Origin of the sequence: Pseudomonas sp. P1.8, from assembly GCF_001269805.1 — a bacterium.
Taxonomy (GTDB): domain Bacteria; phylum Pseudomonadota; class Gammaproteobacteria; order Pseudomonadales; family Pseudomonadaceae; genus Aquipseudomonas.
This window is the reverse complement of record NZ_LHVM01000018.1, coordinates 40685-61654: the sequence shown is the minus strand read 5'-3', so window position 1 is coordinate 61654 and position 20970 is coordinate 40685. Positions and strand designations below refer to the sequence as shown.

Sequence of the window (20970 nt, the reverse complement as noted above, 5' to 3'; positions counted from 1 at the left end):
TCGTGAGAACGTTGAATGTTGGCGTCTGCTTGATAGCGGCCTTGATGTTGTGTGGCTGTAACCCGCTGATGGTCGCTTCCTTGACCAACTTTAAGTCGGCGGTGACGGGGCCGGATGAACTGGACGTGACGGCAGCCCAGGTGGCGGATGTTCGCTATCCCCAGCTCAAGCTGACCACGCCGTCCGGTTCCGGCGTGCTGGCGTTGGTGCGTGAGCGCGGCGACCTGCAGTTCTGGGTCGCGTCCGGCAAGCAGGTGCTGCTGATTCGCGATGGCCTGGCGGTGCGCAGCATCGGCCTGGGCCTGGGCGGCGATCTGGACGGGACGCGCCTTGCAGCGGTCTCGCCCTTCAAGAAAGGCCTTCATCAAGTGCCGGATGGCTACACCAGCCAGCGCTGGATTGACCTCTACCAGGGCCAGGAAGTCGGGGTGACCTTGAACAGCCGCTTCTCCCGCCAATCCATGGAAACCCTCGAAATCCTCAACAAGGAATACGCCGTGCTGCGTGTCGATGAGCAGATTGACGCGCCGGCCATCGGCCTGCATGCGACCAATCGTTATTGGGTCGATCCCGTTGACGGTTTCATTGTGCAGAGTGAACAGCAACTGACTTCGCAGTTGCGGGTCAGGATTGTTCAACTGACCCCTGATCGCAGGCATGCGCCTTGAAGCGGGTCAGAGCGTTATCGGCGTGCCTGCTGTTGATCACCGGCGTGAGCCAGGCGGCGGTCACCGTCACCGGTGACGTTGCCAACCCGGGAGCGGTCGAACTGCCTGCGGGCGGACGATTGCTCGACGTGATCAACGTGGCACAACCCAATGCCGAAAGTTACTGGTTGGCGGGCGTCTTGCTGCGGCAGTCGCTGATTGAACAACAGACCCGACTCAAGGCCGGCGTGCTGTTTGATCTGGACGTGTTGCAGCGTATGGCCATGCTCTTCGACAGGCCGAGCCGGGCCGCCCTGGCGGTGCGTCTGGCCGAGGACGTCAGGCGCATGCCGGTCACCGGGCGCCAGGTGGCCGTTCTGGACCCGGTCGCCGTGGAAGTCGGGTTCGCCCGCAACATTCGCCTGGACGACGGTGACCGTCTGATCTATCCGCTGCGGGTCGATGAGGTCGAGGTGTTTGGCGCTGTCGCCGAACCTTGCCGGTTGCCCTATCAAGCGCTGCAAGAAGCCCGCGATTACCTGCAAGGCTGTGCGCCGCTCGAGGACGCTGACGCCGATTACCTGTGGTTGATCCAGCCCAACGGCGTCTCCCGGCGAGTCGGCATTGCGCACTGGAATCGCGAGAGCGGGCAGATACCGGCCGCCGGAAGCAAGATTCTGGTCCCGGTCAAAAACGATGACCTTGATCCGCCTATCCCTGAACTGAATCAGCAGTTGGCCGAATTTATTGCCACGCAGCTGGCTGAGGTGGTTCGTTGAATTTACGTTTTGCAGCCGTGTTGTTGTTTCCGTGTGGTTTGGCCTATGCAGAACCGCGTATTACCCAGAATGATTTCGGTGGTGCGGGCCTGTTGCAAACGCCGACGGCCCGAATGGCGCCGGCCGGTGAATTGAGCCTCAATGCCAACCGCACCGATCCCTACAGCCGTTACAGCGTTTCACTACAGCCGCTTGAATGGCTCGAAGGGTCGTTCCGCTACACCGCGATCACCAACCGCCCTTACGGCCCCGAATCGCTGAGCGGCAGCCAGAGCTATAAGGACAAGGCGGTCGACCTCAAAGCCCGCGTATGGGAAGAAACCCATTGGGCGCCCGAAGTGGCCGTGGGCTTCCGGGACATCGGTGGTACGGGCTTGTTTTCCAGTGAGTTCGTGGTGGCCAACAAGCGCTACGACAACCTTGACTTCAGCGCCGGGATTGCCTGGGGTTACCTGGGCAATCGCGGCGATTTCGAAAACCCGTTGGGCTATATCGATGATCGCTTCAAGACCCGACCGGACAGTGAAGGGACCGGTGACGTTAACGCCGGTGCGTACTTTCGCGGCAGCCCTTCCTTTTTCGGCGGCGTAAGCTATCAGACGCCTTGGGATCGGCTCAGTCTGAAACTCGAATACGAGGGCAACGATTACAAGAACGAGCCGAAGGACAACGAGATCAAGCAGGACTCGCCGATCAACCTCGGCGCGGTGTTCAAGCTGACTGACTCGGTCGATTTCAGCGCGGCGTGGGAACGTGGCAACACGGCGATGTTCGGCGTCACCTTTCACACCAACTTCGTCAGCCGCAAGGCACCGGCGAAGACGTTCGATCCACCGGCTGAGCCATTGCCGGCGAAAGCGCCGAGCACCGAGTTGGATCAGGTCAATTGGGCCGATGTGTCACGGCGCCTGCAGCAAAATGCCGGGTACAAGGTCGAGCGCATCAGTCAGCGCGATTCCGAATTGATCGTGTATGGCGAGCAGCAGCGTTACTTCCATTCGGCCAAAGGCGTAGGCCGTGCGAGCCGGATTCTGGACAACAGCGTCAACGACGAGATCGACTGGTTCACCGTGGTCAACAAGCGCTACGACCTGCCGCTTGAAGAGACCAGTGTGCCTCGGCAAACCTTTCGCGAAGTGATCAACAACGAGGAGCCGCTGCAAACGCTGCACCGCACCACCGAGATCAACCCGGCGATGCCGCACAACGAGAAAACCCTCTACACCGAAGCGCCGCAGGCATTCGCTTATGGCGTCGGGTTGGGATTCAAGCAGAACGTGGGCGGCCCCGATGGCCTGCTCTATCAATTCAGCGCCGATGCGGACGCCGAGTACCGGTTCAACCGCAACACCTGGTGGAGTGGCTTGCTCAGTGCCAACCTGATCAACAACTTCGACAAGTTCACCTATGACGCGCCCAGCGGCTTGCCGCGTGTGCGCACGGACTTGCGCCAGTATATGACCACCTCCGATGTGACCATGCCGCTGTTCCAGGTCAGCCATGCCGAGCAGTTGGACAAAGACCTGTACGGCATGGTGTACGGCGGCTATATGGAGTCGATGTTTGCTGGTGTGGGGGGCGAGGTGCTGTTTCGTCCGACCGGTGAGCGCTGGTCATTGGGGGCGGACCTGAATTACGTCCGTCAGCGTGATTTTGACCAGGGGTTTGGTTTGCGTGATTACTCGGTGGTGACCGGTCACATCACCGGCTACACCGACTTGCCCTACGATACGCTGGCAGCCATCAGCGTCGGGCGTTACCTGGCCGGCGACTGGGGTGGCACGCTGGACATCTCACGGGAGTTTTCCAACGGCGTACGGTTTGGTGCCTGGGCAACCATCACCACCGCAACCGGTGCAGAATACGGAGAGGGTAGTTTCGACAAAGGCATCTACCTGTCTATTCCGTTCGACGAACTGATGAGCATGTCGACCATGCGCCGCGCCAACCTTGTCTGGTCGCCACTGACCCGAGACGGCGGTGCACGGCTCAATCGCAGCTACCAGTTGCATTCCATGACCGACAGCCGAGACGACGACCTGTTCTACCGCAACTTCGAGAAGATTACCGAGTAATTCCGGCTCCGGTGTTGTTGATGGTCAGGTCAGGCGCACATCGCGCATCAGCAGGCCAAAACTTAAATCCACCGCATCCGGTATCGGTAAATACACCGTATGCCCATCCCCCGGAGCCACGTCAATCGCGTCGCCTTTGACATTGTTCAGTTGATGCAGATCGAAGTGAAAATTACCCCTGGGCGTCATCAGTTCCATGTGATCGCCCAGGGCAAAGCGGTTCTTCACCTTGACCTCCGCCAACCGGTCCCGTCGCTCGCCGGTCAGTTCGCCGACGAATTGCTGCCGTTCCGACACCGAGCTGCCGTTCTGGTAATTCTGGTACTCGTCATGCACGTGCCGACGCAGGAAACCTTCGGTGTAGCCGCGTTGGGCGAGGGACTCCAGGTCGGTCATCAGACTGCGGTCGAACTCGCGACCGACCACTGCATCGTCGATGGCCCGACGGTACACTTGCGTGGTTCTTGCACAGTAGAAGTGCGATTTGGTCCGGCCTTCGATTTTCAGTGAATGCACGCCCATTTGCGTCAAGCGCTCGACATGCTGCACGGCGCGCAGGTCCTTGGCGTTCATGATGTAGGTGCCGTGTTCGTCTTCGAAGGCGGGCATCAGTTCATCGGGGCGATTGGCTTCCTGCAGCAGAAACAACTGCTCGGTGGGGGCACCGAGACCCAGTGTCGGTTCCGGTTGAAAGAGTTGAACGATGTCCCCGGCGAGATTTTCCGTGGCCGGTTGCGCCGCATATTTCCAGCGGCAGGCATTGGTGCAACTGCCCTGGTTGGCGTCGCGCTTGTTCATGTAACCCGACAACAGGCAACGACCCGAATAGGCCATGCACAACGCGCCTTTTCCAGCTCCATGGCTGGGACTTGCTGGCGAATTTCGGCGATTTCCTCCAGGGACAGCTCCCGCGACAGGATGATCCGGCTCAACCCCTGTTGCTGCCAGAACTCGACACTGGCCCAGTTGACCGTGTTGGCCTGTACCGAGAGGTGTATCGGCATCTGCGGGTAGTGACGGCGCACCAGCATGATCAAACCGGGGTCGGACATGATCAGGGCGTCCGGCGCCATGGCAATGATCGGTGCCAGGTCCTTGAGGAAGGTTTTGAGCTTGGCGTTGTGCGGCGCGATGTTCACCACTACGTAAAAGCGCTTGCCCTGAGCCTGGGCCTCGCGAATGCCGAGGGCCAGGTTGGCGTGATCGAATTCGTTGTTACGCACGCGCAGGCTGTAGCGCGGCTGGCCGGCGTACACCGCATCGGCGCCGTAGGCGAAGGCGTAACGCATGTTTTTCAGGGTGCCGGCGGGGGCAAGCAGTTCCGGAGCAATGAGATTCATGGTGAGTCGATCGCAAAAGCCGCGCAGGGTAACCCCCTTGGTCCGAGGACTTATTGATCTGGATCTATGCTTTATTCACCAACGGATGGCACTCGTGCGCGCTGCAGTGGCCTAAGCATCAGGGCGTACCTTCGCGTCCCGGCGCACTGGCATGGATCGGACATGAACAAAGAGACGCTCAAAGACAAATCGTTGGCCATCTTGCTGTTGCTGGTGAGTGTTGCGTTCATCTGGATACTGCTGCCGTTCTACGGTGCGGTGTTCTGGGCGGTGATCCTCGGTATTCTCTTCGCGCCCTTGCAACGTCAGCTGCAGCTGAAATTCGGCTGGCAGCGCAATCTCACCTCGTTGCTCACACTGAGCATCTGTCTGCTGATTGCGATTCTGCCGGTGATTATCCTGAGTATCTTCCTGGTCCAGGAGGGAACGGCGCTCTACAAGAACATCGAAAGCGGCGAGTTGGACATCGCCGGCTATGTAGCGCAGTTCAAGCACAGCCTGCCGCCGTACTTCCAGCATCTGCTCGACCGCTTCGGCATGGGTGAGCTCAATGGGCTGCGCGAGAAAATCATCAAGAGCGCCATGACCGGTAACGAGTTCGTCGCCACCCAGGCCTTCAGTTTTGGTCAGGGAACATTCGAGTTCATCGTCAGTTTTTTCATCATGTTGTACCTGCTGTTTTTCTTCCTGCGCGACGGTGCGGAACTCGCACGCAAGGTGCGCATGGCCGTGCCACTGGAGGAAAGCCAGAAGCGTCGGTTGCAGCTCAAGTTCAATCGGGTGGTGCGGGCGACGGTAAAAGGCAACCTGGTGGTCGCCATTACCCAAGGCGCCCTGGGCGGTTTGATTTTCTGGTTTCTGGACATTCCCAGTGCATTGATCTGGGCGGTGTTGATGGCGTTTCTGTCATTGTTGCCAGCGGTGGGGGCGGGGATTATCTGGGCGCCGGTTGCTGCGTTCTTCCTGTTCACAGGAGCGATCTGGCAAGGGGTGACGCTGGTGTTGTTCGGTGTGTTGGTGATCGGGCTGGTGGATAACGTATTACGTCCGATCCTGGTGGGCAAGGACACCAAGATGCCGGACTACATGATCCTGATCTCGACCCTCGGCGGCCTGGCGATTTTTGGCCTGAACGGCTTCGTCATCGGCCCGTTGATCGCGGCCCTTTTCATGTCGAGCTGGGCCATTTTCATCGAGACCAAACCGCGTGTTCAGCTGCCTTAGGCGCTGAGTTGCCCGGGCCGACCGGTGCCGATTTGTTGCGACATCGCCCTGGCGGCGGGCAGCGAAGTGAGTGGGCCGCTGATTGGCTCGCCGTCCTGCACCAGATACCAGCAGGCAAGCATGCCCAGTTCTCTGAGTGAGGCGGGAACGGCGCTGCCGATAACGGACATGATCTGAATCTGAGACATCATAAGTACCTCCATTAATCTATGGAGCTACCTTACGGTTCTGGAGCGGCAACGAAAAATCAACGCGTTCGATAGTGGACATTGATGCCGCAGTGGGCAATCGACCGGCTGTCGGTCAGTCGACCACCTGATCGAGCATATGAACCACTTCCTGCTCGCTGAGCAGGCCTTTGCGCACCAGGTTCCTGGTCAGCAGCGAAAGAAACTTGGCGCTGCGGTGGCCTTCCAGTTGCTTGAGTTCGGTCAGTACGTTGTACACCTTGGCGCAGGTGCACAAACCGACAATGCGGTGCGGGTTTTGTGTGGGCATGAGGTCGTCCTTGTTCTTATCAACTGTTTGACGGACAGTTTTTCCAATCGGTGTCGATCGGGCTGTTCCCAGAGCGACCTTGACGAGATTTATCCAGACCTGCGACGACGAATGGCGGTGTGTGGGAGACAGATTTTTACGCTCGCAATAAAAAGCCCCGCACAGAAAGCGGGGCTTGATGAACCTGTTACCAGCGGCCGTAACCGTGGGGTGGGCCATAGTAGCCGCGAGGTGGGCCGTAATAACCACGAGGCGGACCGTAATAAACCGGGGCCGGGCGATAGTAGATCGGTTGTTGCACGTAGACCGGCGCCGGCTGGTAGTAAACCGGAGGTGGCGGTGCGTAATAGACCGGCGCGGGCTGGGCGTAGACCGGTTGGGGTGCGACATACACCGGTCGATTGGCGTTGATCAGGGCCGAGCCGACGATGGCAGTACCGACAATCGCTCCGTATACCGCCGCATCATTACCACCACCATGGGCTTGCGCCTGACCTGTGATAGCGAGTGCGCTGATCAGCAAGGCAACTGTGGGGATTTTACGGATCATGATAGTTCCTCGTTTCTTCGACCCGGCGCTTGTGTCTGCGATAGATACAAGGATTGTCGCGGGGATACATCTAAGACAGCTTTTTTCCGAAAAACAGCACAGCCGGTGGGTAAATTTTGTGTAAGGTCTGTACCGGTTTGCTGACGGTCGTGACAGGCCGCGAACAGCTGCACAAATATGATCGATCAGAACCGGTGGGCTGGCTAATCCCGTCCATCCGAAAGTGCGTTTGAAGGAGATTTTCATGCAGATGAACCCCAACAAAGACACCCAGTTGTGCATGTCGCTTTCCGGGCGGCCAGGGAACTTTGGCCTCAGATTTCACAATCATCTGTATGAACAACTGGGCCTGAATTTCTATTACAAGGCCTTCGCCAGTCAGGATCTGCCTGGCGCAGTCGCCGGAATTCGAGCACTACGGATCCGTGGGTGCGGTGTGTCGATGCCGTTCAAGGAAGCCTGTATTGCTTTGGTCGATGAGCTGGATGCATCGGCGGCCGCCATTCAATCGATCAATACAATCGTCAACTCCGATGGCCATCTGAAAGCCTACAACACCGATTACATCGCTATCGCTCAACTGCTGCGAACCCACGAAGTGCCCAAGGATTCGACCTTTGCCCTGCGTGGCAGCGGCGGCATGGCCAAAGCGGTTGCTAGCGCCTTGCGCGATGGCGGCTATAAAAACGGCGTGATTGTGGCCCGCAACGAGCACGCTGGGCAGGCATTGGCGCGATCATTGGGGTACGAATGGCAAGCGGAGCTGGGTGGCCGACGTCCGCAGATGCTGATCAACGTCACGCCGATCGGTATGACCGGTGGTCTGGAGGCCGATCAATTGGCCTTCGAGGCGGATGCCATCGCCCAGGCGGAAACGGTCTTCGACGTGGTGGCAGTTCCCTCGGAAACACCGCTGATTGTGCGCGGCCGGGCTGAAGGCAAGCGGTTGATCACCGGGCTCGAAGTCATCGCGATTCAGGCGCTGGAGCAGTTTGTGCTGTACACCGGGGTGCGACCGACCGAGGAGCAGTTTGGCAAAGCTGTGGAATTCGCCCGCAGCTGACCTGTATTGATTGTACGGACGCCATCGCGAGCAAGCTTGCTCCTACAGGCGCGCACCGCAAGCCTATTGTGGGAGCGTGCTCGCGATGGCGGCGGTGCATCCAGCATCAAAGTGACTGGAAACTCACTCTACTCCAGTCGCTCCAACCGCTCTTCCAGCGCCGCAATCCGCGCTTCAAGCTCTTCGATCCGCTCGATTGAAACACCGCTGCCGGTACTGCGCTCCGACGGATTTTGCCGCGCCGCGAGAATCGCTTCGATATCCGCCGGATCACCCAGTGCATGGGTATAACGATCCTCACGTTGGCCAGCCTGGCGCGGGATCAGCACTGCCAGGCCTCGGGCAATCAACCGCTCCAGTTGATGCACCACCTGTTCGGTGTCTTCGAATTCATGCATGCGACCACTGCGGGTCAGCAGTTCGTTGACCGTCTGCGGGCCGCGCAGGAACATCAGCCCCGTCAGAATCACCTGCGCCGGCACCAGTTCCAGCGCCTTGTCGACCTTATGCTCCCAGCGATCGGCGCGGCTACCCATCACCAATTTGGCAAAGCCGCGCCCTTCAAGTGCACGCAGACTCTGGCCGACCTGGCCAGGGGTGAGGTTCATCACCGGCTCACGGCTGGTCTTCTGGTTGCAGGCAATCACCAGGGCATTGAGGGTCAGCGGATAGGTTTCCGGGCTGGTGGCCTGTTTTTCGATCAACGAGCCCAAAATGCGGATTTCCGTGCCGTTCAGGCGTGGTTCGTCAAAGGTCTGTTCTTGATCAGTGCTCATCGCGCTTTTCCCTGTGCCGTCGAAGCAGCCTAGCCTAATCCTTGCAGGATAAAAGACAAGCCGCAGGACGGTCGGGGGTGGCTATAATCGGCCCACGTTCTTTCCTGTCATCACACGAGACTGCCATGACCATTTCCCTGTACGACGCTTCTGTGCCTGTTTTCCAGCAAATGCTCAACGCCCTGAGCGATGTGCTGAAGAAAGCGGAAGCCCACGCGAGCGCCAAGAACATCGACCCGAACGCCTTCCTGCAGGCTCGCCTGTACCCGGACATGTTCCCGCTGGTGCGTCAGGTGCAGATTGCAGTTGATTTCGCCAAGGGTGTTTCCGCGCGCCTGGCTGAAGTCGAACTACCGAAGTACGACGACACCGAAACCACCTTCGCCGAGCTGCAAGCGTTGATCGCCAAGGTCCTGGCCTTCATTGGCGAGTTCAAGCCGGACCAGATCAATGGCAAGGAAGGGATCGAGATCGTCACCCGTCCGGGCACACCCAAGGAGAAACGCTTCACGGGTCAGTCTTACCTGCTGACCTATGGCCTGCCGCAGTTTTTCTTCCACGTCACCACGACTTATGCGCTGCTGCGTCATAACGGTGTGGAAGTGGGCAAGCGCGATTACATGGGCGCGTTCTAAAACCGTCCAGATACAAAAAAGCCCCCGGAGCCTTAGGCTTCGGGGGCTTTTTCATGGGTATGCATTTATTCGCTGCACCACGAACCCTGTGGGAGCTAGCCTGCTAGCGATGGCGTACTGTCAGCCAACATCAATGTTGAATGTTGCGCCATCATCGCTAGCAGGCTAGCTCCCACAGAGATTTTTGTCAGGCCAGGCGTTCTGCTTTTGCCTCTTCACCCAGGCAAGCCGCTGCGGTGAACAGCACGTCGGTGGAGGAATTCAGCGCCGTCTCCGCCGAGTCCTGCAACACGCCGATGATGAAACCAACCGCCACCACCTGCATGGCGATTTCGCTGGGAATGCCGAACAGGCTGCATGCCAGCGGAATCAGCAACAGCGAACCGCCCGCCACGCCCGAAGCGCCGCAAGCGCAGATTGCCGCAACGACGCTCAGCAGAATCGCGGTCGGGATGTCCACGGCGATACCCAATGTATGCACGGCGGCCAGGGTGAGCACGGTGATGGTGATCGCGGCGCCCGCCATGTTGATGGTCGCGCCCAATGGGATCGACACCGAGTACGTGTCCTCGTGCAGGCCCAGACGCTTGCTCAACTCCAGGTTGACCGGGATGTTCGCCGCCGAACTGCGGGTGAAGAACGCGGTGATGCCGCTCTCGCGCAGGCAGGTCAGTACCAGCGGATAAGGGTTGCGGCGCAGCTTCCAGAACACGATCAGCGGGTTCATTACCAGCGCCACGAACAGCATGCAACCGAGCAGCACGGCCAGCAGGTGTGCGTAACCAATCAGCGCGCCAAAACCGGAAGTGGCCAGGGTCGAGGCCACCAGGCCGAAGATACCCAGCGGTGCGAAGCTGATCACCAGGCGCACGATCACCGTCACCCCGTTCGACAGGTCGCCCAGTACTTCACGAGTGGTGTCGCCTGCGTGGCGAATGGCGATACCCATACCGATGGCCCAGGCGAGAATACCGATGAAGTTGGCGTTCATCAGTGCACTGACCGGGTTGTCCACCACGCTCAGCAGCAGGCTTTGCAGGACTTCGCCGATCCCGCCCGGTGCCGACACCGCAACGTCCTGGGTCGACAGCACCAGGCTCGAGGGGAACATCATGCTGGCCACTACCGCGACCACCGCGGCGGCGAATGTGCCCAGCAGATACAGGAACAGAATCGGCCGGATATGGGTTTCCTGACCGTGCTTGTGGTTGGCGATCGACGCCATGACCAGCACGAACACCAGAATCGGCGCGACCGCTTTCAGTGCGCTGACAAACACTTTGCCGATAAACGCAGTGGACTTCGCCGCTTCAGGTGCAAACAGGGCCAAGGCAATGCCGGCGATAAGGCCGATGACGATTTGCGTGACCAGGCTCAGGCGTTTGAGGCGGTGCAATAAAGGAGGGGATGAAGCAGTCATAAAACGGCGTCTCTGAATTTTTTATAAGTGCATGATTTCGCCGCGCGTTCGGCGGGCAGGAAACCGAAGTGTGTCGCGACATCGACGCAAAAATGGCCGATGAACACTGGGTGTACGTTTTTCAGGGCGCGGACTTTATCACAGCGTAGGCACGATCTTTCAGCCTGTGACGAACTGCCGCCACGGCCTTCAACGCGAAATGCAGGTTCGTGCAACCGCGTCCGGAAACACTCTGTTAAGATTCGCCATCCTCATTTTCATCTTGCCAGTGGGCCTTCGGGTCTTCGCTGGTGTCGTCGTTTTTTCTGGAGTTTTGCATGCTGTTGCCCATTCTTCTGTTGTCCGCCGCCGGTTTCACGGTGCTGACCACGGAATTCATCATCATTGGCCTGTTACCGGCAATTGCCCGGGATCTGGAGGTCAGCATCCCGCAAGCCGGGTTGCTGGTGACCTTGTTCGCGTTCACCGTCGCCGCGTTCGGGCCGTTTCTCACGGCGTACTTCGCCCGTTTCGAGCGGCGCAAGCTGTTTATCTCGGTGTTGATCATGTTTGGCCTGGCCAACACGCTCGCGGCCCTGGCGCCGAATATCTGGGTGATGGCGTTTGCCCGGTTGGTTCCGGCGCTGGGTCTTCCGGTATTCTGGGCTTTGGCCAGCGAGACGGCGGTGGACATCGTCGGGCCGGACTACGCCGGACGTGCCATTGCCAAGATCGGCTTCGGTATTGTCTGCGCCACGGTGTTCGGCATTCCGGTGGGCACGCTGATTTCCGACGCGTTCGGCTGGCGCAGTGCTTTCGCGATTCTGGCGGTCATCGCCTTTGCCAAAGCCTTGCTGCTGTTTATCTATCTGCCGAAAACCAACTTGCATCAACATCAAGTGAGCTTCAGGTCGCAGTTCAAGATCCTGCGCAGCCCGCTGATGCTCGGTCACGTGCTGCTGTCAGTGATTGTGTTCAGCGGCATGTTCACCGCCTACACCTATCTGGCGGACATTCTCGAACGACTTGCCGGTTTCAACGGCACGGTGGTGGGCTGGTGCCTGATGGGCTTCGGTGCGGTCGGACTGATCGGCAACTCGCTGGGCGGTCGCGCCGTGGATCGCCATCCACTGATGGCTTCAATGATGTTCTGTGCCTTCATGATTGCCGGGCTGGTGGCGCTGGTGCCGAATATTCATTCACCTGTGGGGCTGGCGGCGGCGATGGGCGTCTGGGGCGTGACCCAGGCCGCGCTTTTCCTGGTCAGCCATGTGCGCTTGATGAAAGCAGCCCCGCAAGCACCGGCGTTCGCCGCATCGTTGAACATTGCCGGGGCCAATCTCGGCATCGGTCTGGGTGCGATGATCGGCGGACGGGTGATCGACAGCGTTGGCCTGCAAGGCCTTGGTTTCGCCGCGGCCGGTTTTATCCTTGCCTCGATCCTGCTGGCCATTGCACTGATGACCTTCAAGCCGCGGGAAGTCGTCACAGCGCTGTAAACAACTCGCGTCGGGCACCTTCGGTAATGGCGACAATGCCGGGGTGCTTGACCTTGCGTTCCACTGAGATGGCGTAGAACGACTCGCTCACCGCGTCGGTCTGGCCGATCACCTCCACGCCGCATTGGCGTTTCACTTCATCGGCAATTACGCTCGGGCCGATGAAAATCCCGCTGCCCGATTGGCCGAAGGCCTGCATCAATGCACTGTCATCGAACTCGCCGACAATCTGCGGCTGGATCTGCTGCTCGGCGAACCAGCGTTGCAAACGGCTGCGCACCACGGTTTCCGGGCCGGGGATCAACAACGGCGCACCGTGCAGGTTGCGCGGAAAGTCGTTTCCATAACGAGCCGCCAGTTCTGGGGTGGCAAAGAAGCTGATCCCGCACTCACCCAGTTTCTGGCTGTAACCCTTGATGTCCAGGTGCGACGGCATCGGGCTGTCGGAAATCACCAGGTCCAAGCGTTGGATCGCCAGGTCGGCGAGCAGACGCTCAAGTTTGTCTTCGCGGCAGGTGATGCGCAGTGGTTCGTTCAGCTCCATGGTCGGTGCGATCAGGCGGTAGACGATGGATTTGGGCACAACGTCAGCGACGCCGACGCGAAACAGAATCTGCTGTTCGTTGGGCTGGGCGCGTAACATCAACTCCAGTTCGCCACCCAGTTGAAACATTTGTTCGGCGTAGGGCAGGGTCTGCCGACCGGCCTCGGTAAGTTCCAGTTGCCGGCCTACCCGGCGAAATAACTCGATGCCATAGGTCTGTTCAAGCAATGAAATCTGCCCGCTGATGGTTTGCGGCGTGAGGTTCAGCTGTTCACAGGCGCGCACGATGCTGCCGGTTTTGGCCACCACCCAAAAATAATGCAATTGGCGATAGTTGAGCACTACTGATATCCCCGTAGGAGCTGCCGAAGGCCGCGATCTTTAAAAGCAACGTCAAAAGATCGCAGTCTGCGGCAGCACCTACATAAAGCGATTGTGTGATGAATGCTGGATTCGTAAAAACCGAAGTATAGCTGCTAAAAATACGAATTTTCCTGAAGTGTTTGTCTCCCTAGAATGCGTCGCTATTAGCGGGCCATCGTTTCGGTCTCGTTCGTTCTATCGAGGAAAACATCATGAAGGTTAAAGCCACGGCCCTGCTGATCACGTCTTTACTGGTATTGGCCGGTTGCGACCAGGCCGAGAAAAGCGCTCAGCAATTGATGGGCAAGGCAGCCGAAAGCGCCAAACAAGCGATTGACGATACCCACAAAGCCGCCGAGCAAGCGCTCAGCGATGCCACGGGTAGCTTGATCAGCAAAAAAGAATCATCGGAAAAAGAGGCGGAAAAAACCGAATCTTCTTCCCAGGAAATCTAAACGTCTTATAACGAGTCAGGACTGACCCAATGGAATACCTTTTACAGCTTGCCGCCAGCCCCGCAGCCTGGGTCGCCTTGTCGACGCTGATCGTGATGGAAATCGTGCTGGGCATCGATAACCTGATCTTCATCTCGATCCTGACCAACAAACTGCCCTTGCAGAATCGGCAGAAGGCACGCCGAATCGGTATCGGCATGGCATTGATACTGCGTCTGGGCTTGCTCAGCACCATCGCGTTCATCGTCCAGTTGACTGCGCCGGTGTTCGAGGTACTTGGCCATGCGCTTTCCTGGAAAGACATGATCCTGATCGCTGGCGGTCTGTTCCTGTTGTGGAAGGCAACCTCCGAGATCCATCACAGCATGGATCCGGCACCGGAAGATCCGAAGTCGGCGACATCGACCGTGACCTTGGGTTTTGCCGCGGCGATCGGTCAGATCCTGATGCTGGACATGGTGTTCTCCATCGACAGCATCATTACCGCTGTTGGCATGACCGAGCATTTGCCGATCATGGTCATCGCAGTAGTGGTCTCGGTGCTGGTGATGTTGTTCGCGGCTGATCCGCTGGCCAAGTTCATCAACGACAACCCGACAGTAGTGATGCTCGCCCTGGGCTTCTTGATCATGATTGGCATGACGCTGATCGCCGAAGGCTTCGGTGCCCACGTACCGAAAGGCTATGTGTATGCGGCGATGGCATTCTCGGCGGCAGTCGAGGTGCTGAACATCCTGCGTCGCAACCGGCATAAGCGCCTGGCTGCTGAAGCCTGATAGTCGCCAAATGAAACGGCCGCCTGAAACTTCTGGAAGAAGTCAGGCGGCCGTTTTTGTTTGTGCCCCGTTGTAAATCAGTGGGCGCTGGCGTGAGAGGCGGGTGATTCTTCTTTTGCCAGTGGTGCCGGCTGAACCGGATGGTGATGGTGGCGTCGGGTAATCCGCAGCACGCCCCACAACATGGCCGCGGCGACGGCCAGCCAGCCGAAAATCAACATCACGATGGTCATTGTCAGGCTCATCTGTGCCTCCTCTTTGCCCTGCTGCGGGCGCACTCACTGTGCTTGTGCTCTTTAGAACACAGTCTAGCCGTTGCCGTATTTCAGGCTATTGACCAAAGGTCGGCTATCACCAACCAGTTCGCTCTATCCAACCCATTCAACTACGGTTTAAGGCTATACCGGCGCTGCGCGGCGACCTATCATCGACGGCCTAGCCGACGCGATTGCCTGGCAACTGAACAAGAGAGTGATGATAGTGCGAGTGATTCCTCGAGCGCTTTGCATGGCGTTGATTATTGCCAGCCTGACGGGCTGTGCGGGGAGTGTCGACCCGCAGGTCAAGCGTCTGCCTGAGCGGGTGGAGCTTAGTGGTCGGTTCTACAAAGGCGTCGCGTACCAGAGCGGGCCGCAAGTGTTGGCGAGCATGTTGTCGCAGCAGGGCGTCGTGATCACGCCGGGCCTGCTCGATGAACCCTTGCACCTGCCGGGTGCGGAAGGGCAATTGCAACAAAACATGCAAAGCCTTGCCCGTGAGTACGGCATGGTCGTCTATCCCCTCGACAGTAATTTGCCCGCGTTGCTGAGCCAGGTAGCCGCCGGCTTTCCAGTGATGGTGCGCTTCACTGAGGGTTCTGCGATGTGGGCCGAGCCTCGTTACGCGATTCTTTCCGGATATAACCGCCAGAAGCAAACAGTCTTGCTGCGGGCCGGCATGAATCGCAATACGCTGATGAGCTTCAGCTCGTTTGAATCGGCCTTCAAGGACGCTGGCGGTTGGGCAGTGTTGATCCAGAGTCCGACGCAAATCCCGGCCCAGGTCGATCATCCGCGCTGGCTCAAGGCGGCGAGTGACTTGGCCCACGCCGGTCAGGAGCAGGCGGCCGCCAAAGCCAGGAAAGCCTTGGCCGCACAGTAGTCCCGTTCGTCACCTGCCGGGCACCTGCGCCCGCCGCCAGCCTCTGATCTGTAAGGGCCCGAACGTTTCGGGCCCTGATCAGGAGGCGACCATGGTTCATTCCTCTACGCCCGACGGCCCACATTCATCTGAGCACTCCTCCGGTGATGAGCTCGACTTTGACCCCGATTCCCCCGATCTCGCTGATCCCCAGGTCGACCCCACAGGGCCGGCCAAGGCTCCTCGGGACGTAAAACCGGGTGATAACCCCAAGGCTCCGGCGAAGCCCTACGATCCCCTTGGCGATCTGAAACCGCAGACTTGATGGAGGTGCGTATGTCTACTGATTCGAGTTTGGATGACAAGCGTCCGGAGACTGTTCCTACGACGCCGGAGAAAGACACGGACCCGGTGATGGACCCTGACAGCCCGCTGCGTGATCCGCTGGCCCGTCCAGCGGTTGCACCCGGGGAACATCCGAAAGGTTGGCGGGATCCGAGCGCTGGAGACGGTATTCCGGATGATGACCAGATGCCGCTGCCTAATGATTAATGGCTAAAAAAACTGTGGCGAGGGAGCTTGCTCCCGCTGGACAGCGTAGCTGTCCCATGGGGCCGCTTCCCAGCCCAGCGGGAGCAAGCTCCCTCGCCACAGGTTCGTGTCGCGTTGCTACTTCGAGGCTTCAACCACGCCGCTCTGGCGTTGCTTGAGGTTTTTGTCCGATTTGTATTGCAACGCTACGGACGGCACCGTCGCGCTGTTGCCGGTTTCGACCCATTTGCGAATGCGCGTGGCATCGGCGAAGTGGGTGTACTTGCCGTACGCGTCAAGAATGACCAGCGCAACCGGGCGATTAGCCATATGGGTCACCAGCACCAGGCAGTGACCAGCAGCGTTGGTAAAACCGGTCTTGGTCAGTTCGATGTTCCAGTTCGGTTTGTTGACCAGATGGTCGGTGTTGCGGAAACCCAGGCTGTAATTGGGTTTGCGGAACGACACGGTTTTTTGCTTGGTCGTGCTCAGCTCAGTCAGCAAAGGGTACTTGTGCGCGGCGACCAATAGCTTGCTCAGGTCGCGCGCGGTGGACACGTTGCGCGGTGACAGGCCGGTCGGTTCGACAAAGTGCGTACTGTTCATGCCCAGTGCCCTTGCCTTGGCGTTCATTGCGGCAATAAATGCCGCATAACCGCCAGGGTAGTGATGGGCGAGGCTCGCGGCGGCGCGGTTCTCCGAGGACATCAGCGCGATCAGAAGCATTTCCCGGCGTGGCATCTCGCTGTTGAGTTTGACCCGGGAAAACACGCCCTTCATTTCCGGGGTGTCACTGATGTTGATGTTGATGTACTCGTCCATGTTCTGACGGGCTTCGACCACGACCAGGCCGGTCATCAACTTGCTGACGGAAGCGATGGGTACCACCACGTCCGGGTTATTGGCATAGATGACTTTGTTGGTCTGCAAATCAACCAGCAAAGTGCTGCCGGACGCGAGCTTGAGTCGTGTGTTGTCCCGCGGCGCCGCGGTCGTTTCGCCAGCGCTGGCGATTGGCGTGATGAGAATCCCTGTAACGGCAAACAATAGGCTCAGGATAGAAAGACGGATTTTCACGCTGGCAGACTCATAAGGTGTTGATAAGCCGTTTTGTAACGGGCTATTTCTCAAAAAGCGCGACATTTTGGAGTATGGCTGAATAACTGTCGATGGTTGTTCAAGTAACAGGTGAAAGTCCTTGGAAACATGAAAAAAACGTCATTTTCCGGCGGATGGTCGATCTTTTTTTACAGACAAAAAAAACCCCGCGATGGGCGGGGTTCTTCTTATGCCAATCTGCAACTTAGCTGTGCAGTGTTTCAGCTGCATACAGCGTGTTTTCCAGCAGGCAGGCACGAGTCATCGGGCCTACACCGCCGGGCACTGGTGTGATCCAGCCTGCACGGGGCAGGGCGGTTTCGTAGATCACATCACCGACCAGCTTGCCGTCTGCCTGGCGGTTGATTCCGACGTCAATCACGATGGCGCCTTCCTTGATCCACTCGCCCTTGACCAGGCCCGGCTTGCCGGCGGCGACCACGACCAGATCGGCGCGGCCGACGTGGCCAGCCAGGTCCTTGGTGAAGCGGTGGGTGACGGTCACGGTGCAACCGGCCAGCAACAACTCCATCGCCATCGGGCGACCAACAATGTTGGAGGCACCGACAATGACGGCATTCATCCCGTACAGATCGGCGCCGGTGCTTTCCAGCAAGGTCATAATGCCTTTGGGGGTGCAGGGGCGCAGCAGGGGAATGCGCTGGGCCAGGCGACCGACGTTATAAGGATGGAAGCCGTCGACGTCTTTGTCCGGACGAATGCGCTCCAGCAGTTTGGAGGCATCCAGGTGCTCTGGAAGTGGAAGCTGCAGGAGAACGCCATCAATCGCCGGGTCGTCGTTCAGGCGATCGATCAGATCGGTCAGCGTTTCTTGAGTGGTTTCGGAAGGCAGGTCATAGGCCTGGGAAAGGAAGCCGACTTCTTCACAGTCTTTACGCTTGTGCGAGACATAAACCTGAGAGGCAGGATCGCTGCCGACCAGGATCACCGCGAGGCCCGGCGTGCGCAGACCTTGCTGGCGACGCTCGGTGACGCGTTGGGCGATCTGCTGGCGCAGGCTGGCGGCGATCGATTTGCCGTCGATAAGTTGTGCAGTCATTGCGCGTGATTAACCATCGAGAGGGGAAAAAAAGAGAACGCATTCTCGCATGTCATGCGGTGAGGGCAAAGGCGCTTGGTCTGCAAATTCCTCTAAGCCCTTTAATTAAATGAATTTTTTTTAAAAAAGATTTGACGGCCTTCAGGTCGCTCTATACTATTCGTCGCACTTGTCGGGCACAGCCTAGCACTGGTTGAGAAGGTCGAGCGGAACCACGGTTCTGCAAAACTGGAAAGCACTTAGTTTGTAGTCCTTCAAGGTTACAGCTAACAAGGCGCCCGTAGCTCAGCTGGATAGAGCATCCGCCTTCTAAGCGGATGGTCGCAGGTTCGAGTCCTGCCGGGTGCGCCATTAGGCAACTTTGGCACAAGTAACGCGATATGGTGGGCGTAGCTCAGTTGGTAGAGCACGGGATTGTGACTCCCGTTGTCGTGGGTTCGATCCCCATCGTCCACCCCATATTTCGAAAGGCGCCAGATTAACAATCTGGCGCCTTTGCTTTAAAAGCTTCAACCGCGGATGTGGTGGAATTGGTAGACACACTGGATTTAGGTTCCAGCGCCGCGAGGCGTAAGAGTTCGAGTCTCTTCATCCGCACCAAATAAAGCTTTGCTCATGTCGCTTGGCGTGGTCGAGGTTCAACAGAGAAGTTGTTCATTCTTTGTACTGCAATATGGTGGGCGTAGCTCAGTTGGTAGAGCACGGGATTGTGACTCCCGTTGTCGTGGGTTCGATCCCCATCGTCCACCCCATATTTCGAAAAGGCGCCAGATTTAACAGTCTGGCGCCTTTTTTGCTTTAGCGGCTGCAAGTTCTGAGCTGCAGGGGCGGGGCGTTTCGTCGTATTTATGTTTCTCGATGATGCCGCGCTGCCCGCCGGTCTTGCTTGCAAGATCGGCTGTCAGGGAGATGATTGGCAGTCTCTTCTATATATAGAAGGGTTGGCGCAGAGCCCTGGCGTGACTGGCTGTATTTGCCTTCGGGGCGAGGTGCATTCGTGCATTCGCACCTATAAATTGCCTGCTGCGTTTTTACCCGTTTTCAGTAGGGTGACTTCTTGAGTTTGACCCACTAGAATGCATGCCCTTGATTCTGGGGTCGGAAACGGCCGGCTAACGTCTGTGCAACGAGGAATATCCATGCAAGTTTCTGTTGAAAATACTACTGCTCTTGAGCGCCGCATGAGCGTCACCGTGCCGGCTGAGCGCATCGAGACTCAGGTCAACAAGCGTCTGCAGCAGACTGCCCAAAAGGCCAAGATTGCTGGCTTCCGTCCAGGCAAAGTGCCAATGAGCGAAATCAAGCGCCGTTTCGGTGCTGATGCTCGCCAGGAAGCTGTAGGCGACGTGATCCAGTCCTCCTTCTACGAAGCGGTGGTTGAGCAGAAGCTGAACCCGGCTGGTTCGCCGTCGATCGAGCCAAAATCCCTGGAAGCTGGCAAGGACCTGGAATACGTAGCCGTATTCGAAGTGTTCCCTGAGTTCACCGTTGCCGGTTTCGACGGTATCACCGTAGAGCGCCTGAGCGCCGACGTGACTGATGCCGATCTGGACAAGATGCTGGACATCCTGCGCAAGCAGAACACCCGTTTCGAAGTGGCCGATCGCGCTGCCCAGAACGAAGACCAGCTGAACATCGATTTCGTTGGCAAGGTCGACGGTGAAGTGTTCGCTGGCGGTTCCGCCAAGGGCACTCAGCTGGTGCTGGGTTCCGGCCGTATGATTCCTGGTTTTGAAGAAGGCCTGGTGGGTGCCAAAGCCGGTGAAGAACGCGTTCTGAACCTGACTTTCCCAGAGGACTACCAGAACCTCGACCTGGCTGGCAAAACTGCCGAGTTCACCGTGACCGTGAACACCGTTTCCGAGCCAAAGCTGCCTGAGCTGACCGAAGAATTCTTCGCTCAATTCGGCATCAAGGAAACCGGTCTGGAAGGCTTCCGCACCGAAGTTCGCAAGAACATGGAGCGTGAACTGCGTCAGGCGATCAAATCCAAGGTCAAGAATCAGGTAATGGATGGTCTGCTGGCCACCAACCCGATCGAAGTGCCTAAGGCGCTGCTGTCCAACGAAGTTGACCGTCTGCGCGTGCAGGCCGTTCAGCAGTTCGGCGGCAACATCAAGCCTGACCAGCTGCCGGCCGAGCTGTTCGAAGAACAAGCCAAGCGCCGTGTAGTGCTGGGTCTGATCGTGGCTGAAGTGGTCAAGCAATTCGACCTCAAGCCTGACGAAGCCCGCGTTCGCGAAATGATTCAGGAAATGGCTTCGGCCTACCAGGAGCCTGAGCAAGTTGTGTCCTGGTACTACAAGAACGACCAGCAGCTGAACGAAGTTCGTTCGGTTGTGCTGGAAGAGCAAGTTGTGGATACTGTTCTGCAGAAAGCTAGCGTGACCGACAAGTCGGTCTCTTACGAAGAAGCGGTCAAGCCGGTAGAAGCACCAAAAGCCGACTGATCACTTTTGCGGTAAGAAGCAATCACCATAAGCCAGCCTTCGTGCTGGCTTATGCGTATTCAAGACATAACTATTTGGGAGTGACTGCA

22 protein-coding genes, 4 tRNA genes and 1 pseudogene are annotated in these 20970 nt (G+C 58.1%); 17 read left to right on the top strand and 10 right to left on the bottom strand.

Going from position 1 to position 20970, the window contains the following annotated elements:
• Nucleotides 1–2: 2 nt before the first annotated feature.
• The 3 genes from AD668_RS20210 to AD668_RS20200 are packed head-to-tail and all read left to right on the top strand — an operon-like array spanning nucleotide 3 to nucleotide 3501.
• Entirely contained in the window at nucleotides 3–668 is a 666-nt protein-coding gene (locus AD668_RS20210; protein WP_082344535.1) for a YjbF family lipoprotein, read from the top strand.
• A complete protein-coding gene (locus AD668_RS20205; protein WP_053161551.1) occupies nucleotides 665–1426 on the top strand; it encodes a capsule biosynthesis GfcC family protein in 762 nt (253 codons plus the stop codon). The genes AD668_RS20210 and AD668_RS20205 overlap by 4 nt, the downstream gene beginning before the upstream one ends.
• Complete coding sequence (locus AD668_RS20200; protein ID WP_053161550.1) at nucleotides 1423–3501, top strand: YjbH domain-containing protein; 2079 nt, start codon at nucleotides 1423–1425, stop codon at nucleotides 3499–3501. The genes AD668_RS20205 and AD668_RS20200 overlap by 4 nt, the downstream gene beginning before the upstream one ends.
• Nucleotides 3502–3525: 24 nt before the next feature.
• Here AD668_RS20200 and yegQ read toward each other — a convergent pair.
• Nucleotides 3526–4841, bottom strand: a pseudogene (gene yegQ / locus AD668_RS20195) (tRNA 5-hydroxyuridine modification protein YegQ).
• Nucleotides 4842–5003: 162 nt separating this feature from the next.
• Here yegQ and AD668_RS20190 point away from each other — a divergent pair.
• Nucleotides 5004–6065, top strand: coding sequence for an AI-2E family transporter (locus AD668_RS20190; RefSeq protein ID WP_053161549.1), 1062 nt, complete (start codon nucleotides 5004–5006; stop codon nucleotides 6063–6065).
• Here the strand turns inward: AD668_RS20190 and AD668_RS20185 are convergent.
• The 3 genes from AD668_RS20185 to AD668_RS20175 form a co-directional block, all read right to left on the bottom strand.
• Nucleotides 6062–6253, bottom strand: coding sequence for a hypothetical protein (locus tag AD668_RS20185; protein ID WP_053161658.1), 192 nt, complete (start codon nucleotides 6251–6253; stop codon nucleotides 6062–6064). The two genes, AD668_RS20190 and AD668_RS20185, sit on opposite strands and share 4 nt — an antisense overlap.
• 115 nt (nucleotides 6254–6368) lie before the next feature.
• Nucleotides 6369–6563, bottom strand: coding sequence for a hypothetical protein (locus tag AD668_RS20180; RefSeq protein WP_053161548.1), 195 nt, complete (start codon nucleotides 6561–6563; stop codon nucleotides 6369–6371).
• 187 nt (nucleotides 6564–6750) lie between these two features.
• Nucleotides 6751–7113, bottom strand: coding sequence for a hypothetical protein (locus AD668_RS20175; protein ID WP_053161547.1), 363 nt, complete (start codon nucleotides 7111–7113; stop codon nucleotides 6751–6753).
• Nucleotides 7114–7357: 244 nt separating this feature from the next.
• Between AD668_RS20175 and AD668_RS20170 the strand changes: the two genes are divergently transcribed.
• Complete coding sequence (locus tag AD668_RS20170; RefSeq protein WP_053161546.1) at nucleotides 7358–8176, top strand: shikimate 5-dehydrogenase; 819 nt, start codon at nucleotides 7358–7360, stop codon at nucleotides 8174–8176.
• A gap of 128 nt (nucleotides 8177–8304) precedes the next feature.
• Here AD668_RS20170 and AD668_RS20165 read toward each other — a convergent pair whose 3' ends face one another.
• Complete coding sequence (locus AD668_RS20165; RefSeq protein WP_053161545.1) at nucleotides 8305–8952, bottom strand: YceH family protein; 648 nt, start codon at nucleotides 8950–8952, stop codon at nucleotides 8305–8307.
• 125 nt (nucleotides 8953–9077) lie between these two features.
• On the opposite strand from AD668_RS20165, the gene AD668_RS20160 reads away from it, so the two are divergent.
• Entirely contained in the window at nucleotides 9078–9587 is a 510-nt protein-coding gene (locus AD668_RS20160) for a DUF1993 family protein (protein ID WP_053161544.1), read from the top strand.
• Between the two features lie 187 nt (nucleotides 9588–9774).
• Here AD668_RS20160 and sstT read toward each other — a convergent pair whose 3' ends face one another.
• Complete coding sequence (gene sstT, locus AD668_RS20155; protein WP_053161543.1) at nucleotides 9775–11007, bottom strand: serine/threonine transporter SstT; 1233 nt, start codon at nucleotides 11005–11007, stop codon at nucleotides 9775–9777.
• 317 nt (nucleotides 11008–11324) lie between these two features.
• Here sstT and AD668_RS20150 point away from each other — a divergent pair, with 317 nt between their 5' ends.
• The gene (locus AD668_RS20150) at nucleotides 11325–12485 is read left to right on the top strand and encodes an MFS transporter (RefSeq protein ID WP_053161542.1); all 1161 of its coding nucleotides are present in this window, start codon (nucleotides 11325–11327) and stop codon (nucleotides 12483–12485) included.
• Here the strand turns inward: AD668_RS20150 and nhaR are convergent.
• Entirely contained in the window at nucleotides 12472–13371 is a 900-nt protein-coding gene (gene nhaR / locus AD668_RS20145) for a transcriptional activator NhaR (RefSeq protein WP_053161541.1), read from the bottom strand. The genes AD668_RS20150 and nhaR overlap by 14 nt on opposite strands.
• Before the next feature lie 233 nt (nucleotides 13372–13604).
• Between nhaR and AD668_RS20140 the strand changes: the two genes are divergently transcribed.
• Both AD668_RS20140 and AD668_RS20135 read left to right on the top strand, forming a co-directional pair.
• Complete coding sequence (locus AD668_RS20140) at nucleotides 13605–13847, top strand: hypothetical protein (protein ID WP_053161540.1); 243 nt, start codon at nucleotides 13605–13607, stop codon at nucleotides 13845–13847.
• Nucleotides 13848–13876: 29 nt separating this feature from the next.
• Complete coding sequence (locus AD668_RS20135) at nucleotides 13877–14623, top strand: TerC family protein (RefSeq protein ID WP_053161539.1); 747 nt, start codon at nucleotides 13877–13879, stop codon at nucleotides 14621–14623.
• A gap of 77 nt (nucleotides 14624–14700) precedes the next feature.
• Here AD668_RS20135 and AD668_RS29690 read toward each other — a convergent pair whose 3' ends face one another.
• Nucleotides 14701–14868 carry a hypothetical protein gene (locus tag AD668_RS29690; RefSeq protein ID WP_172681846.1) on the bottom strand — a complete coding sequence of 56 codons (168 nt, stop codon included), beginning with the start codon at nucleotides 14866–14868 and terminating at the stop codon, nucleotides 14701–14703.
• A gap of 229 nt (nucleotides 14869–15097) precedes the next feature.
• On the opposite strand from AD668_RS29690, the gene AD668_RS20130 reads away from it, so the two are divergent.
• The 3 genes from AD668_RS20130 to AD668_RS20120 all read left to right on the top strand — a co-directional run bounded on the left by AD668_RS20130 (nucleotide 15098) and on the right by AD668_RS20120 (nucleotide 16294).
• Nucleotides 15098–15763, top strand: coding sequence for a peptidase C39 family protein (locus tag AD668_RS20130; protein ID WP_371259826.1), 666 nt, complete (start codon nucleotides 15098–15100; stop codon nucleotides 15761–15763).
• 91 nt (nucleotides 15764–15854) lie between these two features.
• On the top strand, nucleotides 15855–16067 hold the full coding sequence (locus AD668_RS20125) for a DUF6021 family protein (RefSeq protein ID WP_053161537.1): 213 nt from the start codon (nucleotides 15855–15857) through the stop codon (nucleotides 16065–16067).
• 11 nt (nucleotides 16068–16078) lie between these two features.
• Complete coding sequence (locus AD668_RS20120; protein ID WP_053161536.1) at nucleotides 16079–16294, top strand: hypothetical protein; 216 nt, start codon at nucleotides 16079–16081, stop codon at nucleotides 16292–16294.
• A gap of 117 nt (nucleotides 16295–16411) precedes the next feature.
• Here AD668_RS20120 and pbpG read toward each other — a convergent pair whose 3' ends face one another.
• Together pbpG and folD are read right to left on the bottom strand one after the other, a co-directional pair.
• Complete coding sequence (pbpG, locus tag AD668_RS20115) at nucleotides 16412–17350, bottom strand: D-alanyl-D-alanine endopeptidase (protein WP_053161535.1); 939 nt, start codon at nucleotides 17348–17350, stop codon at nucleotides 16412–16414.
• Nucleotides 17351–17576: 226 nt separating this feature from the next.
• Nucleotides 17577–18431 (bottom strand): bifunctional methylenetetrahydrofolate dehydrogenase/methenyltetrahydrofolate cyclohydrolase FolD, encoded by an 855-nt coding sequence (gene folD / locus AD668_RS20110; RefSeq protein ID WP_053161534.1) that lies wholly within the window; start codon nucleotides 18429–18431, stop codon nucleotides 17577–17579.
• 274 nt (nucleotides 18432–18705) lie between these two features.
• Between folD and AD668_RS20105 the strand changes: the two genes are divergently transcribed.
• From AD668_RS20105 to tig, 5 genes are all read left to right on the top strand, one after another.
• Nucleotides 18706–18782: transfer RNA gene (locus tag AD668_RS20105), tRNA-Arg, on the top strand.
• Nucleotides 18783–18814: 32 nt separating this feature from the next.
• Nucleotides 18815–18890 (top strand) — tRNA-His (locus AD668_RS20100).
• A 56-nt stretch (nucleotides 18891–18946) separates the two neighbouring features.
• Nucleotides 18947–19031, top strand: a tRNA-Leu gene (locus AD668_RS20095).
• 76 nt (nucleotides 19032–19107) lie between these two features.
• Nucleotides 19108–19183, top strand: a tRNA-His gene (locus AD668_RS20090).
• A 387-nt stretch (nucleotides 19184–19570) separates the two neighbouring features.
• Entirely contained in the window at nucleotides 19571–20881 is a 1311-nt protein-coding gene (tig, locus tag AD668_RS20085; RefSeq protein WP_053161533.1) for a trigger factor, read from the top strand.
• The last annotated feature ends 89 nt before the right edge of the window (nucleotides 20882–20970 follow it).